Origin of the sequence: uncultured Thermomonas sp., from assembly GCF_937872235.1 — a bacterium.
Taxonomy (GTDB): domain Bacteria; phylum Pseudomonadota; class Gammaproteobacteria; order Xanthomonadales; family Xanthomonadaceae; genus Thermomonas; species Thermomonas beijingensis.
Map to the genome: position 1 here is coordinate 1 of NZ_CALMPC010000060.1, position 4,416 is coordinate 4,416.

At 62.9% G+C, this 4,416-nt stretch carries 3 protein-coding genes; all 3 read left to right on the top strand.

The features are described 5' to 3' along the window. Positions 1-2,847: response regulator (locus QWB57_RS05260; protein ID WP_288968628.1), on the top strand; the 2,847-nt coding region annotated here is incomplete at its 5' end. Further along, the gene (locus QWB57_RS05265) at positions 2,844-3,818 is read left to right on the top strand and encodes a chemotaxis protein CheB (protein ID WP_288968629.1); all 975 of its coding nucleotides are present in this window, start codon (positions 2,844-2,846) and stop codon (positions 3,816-3,818) included. The genes QWB57_RS05260 and QWB57_RS05265, both read left to right, overlap by 4 nt. 8 nt (positions 3,819-3,826) lie before the next feature. Next, positions 3,827-4,300, top strand: a complete 474-nt coding sequence (locus tag QWB57_RS05270; RefSeq protein WP_288968630.1) for a chemotaxis protein CheW — start codon at positions 3,827-3,829, stop codon at positions 4,298-4,300. The last annotated feature ends 116 nt before the right edge of the window (positions 4,301-4,416 follow it).

Consider the following 4,416-nt stretch of genomic DNA (forward strand, 5'->3'; position numbering starts at 1 on the left):
GAAGCCGAGCGTGTTGAAGCAGAACGCCTTGAAGCTGAGCGTCTCGAAGCCGAGCGTGTTGAAGCAGAACGCGTCGAAGCCGAACGCCTTGAGGCTGAACGCGTCGAAGCCGAACGTCTCGAAGCAGAACGCGTCGAAGCCGAACGTCTCGAAGCCGAACGTCTCGAAGCCGAACGTCTCGAAGCAGAACGCGTCGAAGCCGAACGCCTTGAAGCAGAGCGTCTCGACGCCGAACGCGCGGAAGCACAGCGTCAGGAAGCAGATCGGATTGTCGCTGCGCGTGTCGAAGCCGAGCGCCTGGAAGCTGAACGGGCTGCGGCTGCACGTGCCGAAGTCGAGCGGCAACAGGCCGAGCGTCGAGTTGCCGAAGCGCAGGCGGCAGCCAAGGCACGCGAATTTGCTGCATTGGCGGCATTGCAGGCGACGGCTGCAGCTGCAGAAGATCCGGACGAAGCGCTGGATACCAGTGATTTGGACGTGGAACTGGTCGATATCTTCGTCGAAGAAGGAGGCGATCTGCTCGATCATTCCGATGGCTTGCTGTCGCAATTGCGTGAGCAGACCGAAGATCAGGAACTGATCGTGGGCCTGCAACGCGACTTGCATACGCTCAAGGGCGGCGCCCGCATGGCTGGCATGATGTCGGTCGGTGAATTGGGCCACGCCATGGAGTCGCTGCTGGAAGCTGCCGCGGCACAGAAGGTGGAGTTGGGCGAAGCCGGAGTGTCATTGCTGGAGCGCGGGTTCGACCGGTTGCACGGCATGATTACCCGCGTTGCGGCACGTCGTGCAGTCGGCATGCCGGAGGCGTTGATCGAAGAGTTCGCTGCGCGCGCGGAAAATCGTGCGGTGGCTGCGCCGGAGCCGGCGGAGTTGGCCGAAGTCGGGGCTGCAGTTGGTGCCGAAGCTGCGGCCCAGGCAACAGCACCCAAGGCGACCACCAAGGTGGTGCCGCTCAAGCCGTTGTCTATGCCGATCAACCCGGATGCTGGTTTCGACGACGACGATCTGGGCGTTCGCGCACCGCAGGAGCAGGTGCGCATCCGTGCGGATCTGCTCGACCGCTTGGTGAACTACGCCGGCGAGGTGGCGATCTATCGCGCACGTCTGGAGCAGCAGCTGTCTGCGTTCCGCAGTACCGCGCAGGAAATGGAGCAAACCAACCTGCGTCTGCGCGATCAGTTGCGGCGTCTGGATTCCGAAACCGAAGCGCAAATCATCGCCCGCTACCAACGCGAAGGCGATGCCGGGAGCGAGACCTTCGACCCGCTGGAACTCGACCGGTTCAGCACCTTGCAACAGCTCTCGAGGGCACTGGCCGAGTCCGCCGCCGACTTGCAGAGCTTGCATGGGTCGATGGAAGACCTGACGCGTCAGTACGAAACCCTGCTGACTCAGCAGTCACGCGTCAGTTCCGAGTTGCAGGAAGGCCTCATGCGCACCCGCATGTTGCCATTTGATTCGTTGGTGCCGCGTTTGCGCCGCGTGATCCGTCAGGCCGCCAGCGAGACCGGCAAGCAAGCCCAGCTCAAGCTGGACGGTGCTCAGGGCGAACTGGATCGCAATGTGCTGGAGCGCATGACGGCGCCGTTGGAGCACATGCTGCGCAATGCCATTGCGCATGGTCTGGAAGTGCCGGATGTGCGCCGTGCCGCAGGCAAACCGGATGAAGGCAGCATTCGTGTGGCAGTTCGCCGCGAAGGGTCGGAAGTCGTTTTGCAGATTTCCGACGATGGTGCCGGCCTCAATCGCGATGCAATCCGTGCCCGCGCAATCGAGCGTGAATTGATCCAGGCCGATGCGGTGCTGTCCGAGACCGAGTTGGACCAGCTGATCATGCAGCCGGGCTTCTCCACCGCGGAAACCGTCAGCCGCTTGGCCGGGCGTGGCGTCGGCATGGATGTGGTCGCCAGCGAAGTACGCCAGTTGGGCGGCACCATCGACATTGCATCGCGCCCGGGGGAAGGCACCACCTTCACCCTGCGCCTGCCGCAGACCTTGGCGGTCACGCAGGCAGTGTTCGTCAAGATCGGAGATACCGAATACGCGGTGCCGATTGCCTCGGTGCGCGGCGTGGGCCGGATCAGCCGCGAAGATTTGGCCAAGTCCGATGCCAGCTATCGTTACGGTGGCGAAGACTATGCCCTGCACGATTTGGGTGCGCTGGTCGGAACATCGACCGCCAAGGCTGAGGGTCATCTGCAGATGCCGCTGTTGTTGGTGCGGTCAGGTGACCTGCGCGCTGCAGTCGCGGTAGATCAGGTGGTGGGTAGCCGCGAAATCGTGGTGAAGTCGGGCGGCCCGCAGCTGCTGTCGATCCCCGGTATCTTTGGCGCCACCATCATGGGTGATGGCCGCGTGGTGGTGATTCTGGACGTGGTGCCGCTGGTGCGCCGCTTTGCCGCCGCTCCGCGCGATACCACCCCGGTAGTACACGCGAGCGAACAGCGTGGCGTGCCCTTGGTCATGGTGGTGGACGACTCGGTCACCATGCGCAAGGTCACTGGTCGTGTACTGGAGCGTCACAGCTTCGAAGTGGCAACCGCGAAGGACGGCCTGGATGCGCTGGAGCGGATGGCAGACTTCGTGCCTGACCTGATGTTGCTCGACATCGAAATGCCGCGCATGGATGGCTACGAGTTGGCAACGGCGATGAAGGCCGACCCACGCTTGCGCAATGTGCCGATCATCATGATCACCTCGCGCACCGGCGAAAAGCATCGCCAGCGCGCGATGGATCTGGGTGTCGAGCGCTATCTGGGCAAGCCGTATCAGGAAGCCGAACTCATGCGCAACGTGTTCGACTTGCTCGGGGTTGAACACACGGGCGATGGAAGCCTGCAATGAGCAGGCCGCGTGTGGTGGTGTTGGCGCGCCCCGGTGCGGGGCGCGACCGTACCGAGGCGGCTGTGCAGGAGGCCGGAGCCGCGCTGGTAGCGGTGCTGGACCCTTGCAGCGTGGGTGTCGATGCATTGCAGGCTGCCGCACCCGACGTCGTATTGGTGGTGCTCGACCCGGTCATCGAGTCCGCGTTGGGCAGCTTCGATGCGGTTCTGGCTGATCCAGCGCTGCGGGTGATGTTTGATGATGCCGACGTAGCCAGCAAACGCGATGGCTGGGAGGCAGCCCGCTGGATGCGCCATTTGGCCGCCAAATTGCATGGTCATGCGGATGTCCTGCCCGTCGCGCCGGACCCGGATGCGCCACAAGGACTGCAACAGGAAATGGAAGCGCTGGCGCTGCAGGTCGCGGCCATGCCTTCGCTGAAGCCTGCACCATTACAAGCACCTGATCAGGGTCAGGGTGCCGTGGTCATTTCGGCTGGGGTAGGTGGTCCGGATGCCGTACGCCAGATTCTGGGCAGCTTGCCGCAAGACTTCTCACGCGCGGTGTTGCTGCATCAGCGCGTGGCGGGTGGTCAATACGACAAACTGGTACGTCAGATGCAGCGTGCCACCACGTTGACAGTCAGCCTTGGGCAGCCCGGTGAAGTGCTGGTGCATGGTCAAGTGTACGTACTCCCGGATCTGGTGGATGTGCAACAGTCTGGTGACAGCTTGGTGTTGGTGGCCACCGATGGCGCGGCACGTTTTGCCGGTTTGCGCGCCGCCGATACCGCCATGCTGCTATTGAGTGGCGCCGATACTGCGCTGGTTGATGTGGCGCTGTCGTTGCGGCTGGGTGGGGCGTTGGTGTATGGCCAGGCGCCCGATAATTGTTTTGATCCTGCCACCAGCAAATTGTTGGTGGCACGTGGTGGTGAGGCGCGTAGTCTTGCCGAAATTTCCCGTCTGCTGCTCCAGCGCTGGCCTGCCTGAGGTATCCCATGTCCGACAACATTGCCCACATCATCCGAGGCGTGCTGATCCAAGTCGCGCAGGCGCGCTTGCTACTGCCCAATGCCACCATCGCCGAAGTGTTGTCGTTTGCGCCGCCGGAGCCGGTGGCCGATGCCCCGGATTGGTTGCTGGGGCGGATCCGCTGGCGCGGCTGGCAGTTGCCGTTGGTATCGTTCTCGCGGTTTGCCGAGTTGGCTGACGAAGAAGGCGGCTTGGGCAGCAAAGTCATTGTGCTGAAAGCATTGGGCGGCGATGAAAAGCATCCCTATTTCGCAATGCTGACGCAGGGCTTCCCGCGCTTGGTAACGGTGACCGAGACGTCGATGGTGACCCTGGAGAGTGGCGGCGAGTTACCGGCAGGGGTGTTGGCGCGCGTGCGCCACAATGAAGACGATGCGATGGTGCCGGACTTGGCCGCACTCGAAGACAGTCTGCGCGAAGTGATGGCGCAGGCGGCTTGAAGTCAGGCTTGCTTGCGGTGTGAGTTTGGGCCGTACTTGACTCACCCAAGATCACCCAAGATCACCTGCAGCGCGGCAATCGCGGCGATACCGGCGGTTTCGGTGCGCAGAATGCG